Origin of the sequence: Flavonifractor sp. An4 (genome assembly GCF_002161755.1) — a bacterium.
GTDB lineage: Bacteria > Bacillota > Clostridia > Oscillospirales > Oscillospiraceae > Flavonifractor > Flavonifractor avicola.
This window is the reverse complement of sequence record NZ_NFIL01000120.1, coordinates 1-783: the sequence shown is the minus strand read 5'-3', so window position 1 is coordinate 783 and position 783 is coordinate 1. Positions and strand designations below refer to the sequence as shown.

The 783-nt window shown below is 51.6% G+C and carries 1 protein-coding gene; it reads right to left on the bottom strand.

Features of this window, described 5'->3' with window-relative positions; all coding sequences use genetic code 11:
• Nucleotides 1–162: 162 nt before the first annotated feature.
• Nucleotides 163–783 (bottom strand): primase-like DNA-binding domain-containing protein (locus B5F94_RS16010; protein ID WP_242965704.1); only part of this gene is annotated, 621 nt, incomplete at its 5' end.

Sequence of the window (783 nt, the reverse complement as noted above, 5' to 3'; positions counted from 1 at the left end):
TACTGCTGCTTATATCAGACGTCCGTTCGCAACAGAAGAAATCGAAAGACAGCAACCCCCCTGACGAGCAGTAGATCACGGCCCCCAAAAAAGAACATGCTCCCGCAGGCATCTCACCACATGGAGATACCTGCGGGAGCATTATTTTTTTGCTTCAACGGTTTACGCCGTCGGCGGCTCAGACTGGGCAGGCACAGCGACCGGGTTGCGACGCACAATGCCGGTTACCCTTTTCCCGATATATGGCCCTGGGAATGCTATACCATAGTCACTCAGTAACTCCTCTCGGCCACAGTCATAGCCAAACGGCACCTTAATGTGGTCGTTGTTAGCTCCCCGGCCAGGATATACCCATTCATCTGCAAGAGGCGGTTTCTGCACGACCCTGGTGAGTTCTGTGATAAATGTATTTTTTCCCAGGGGCGTGCTTGACGGATTGTTGTCCTTCAGATAATTCTTGTATAAAATATACAAAATTTCAAAAGGAAATACATCGTATTTGACCAGCTGCGGGAGGCATTCCTGGGCAAACTCCATGACCGGATTGTTTGCAAGGCTGAAGTCATCCGCAGCCGTCTTACACGCCGCCGGCACTGGAAGCTCATAGTAGCTCGGCATTACTGTCAGCACCCGATACAGGACATACTCCAGCACTTCGGGGCGAGTCAGATAGTCCTCCTTGATGTACTTCCGCTCCCGCCCGGTGAAGCACTTATCGAACTCGATGATTAGGCATCTCCGCAAAAAACTGTCCGTTCTGTCGCGCACGCGCGGCAAATCATT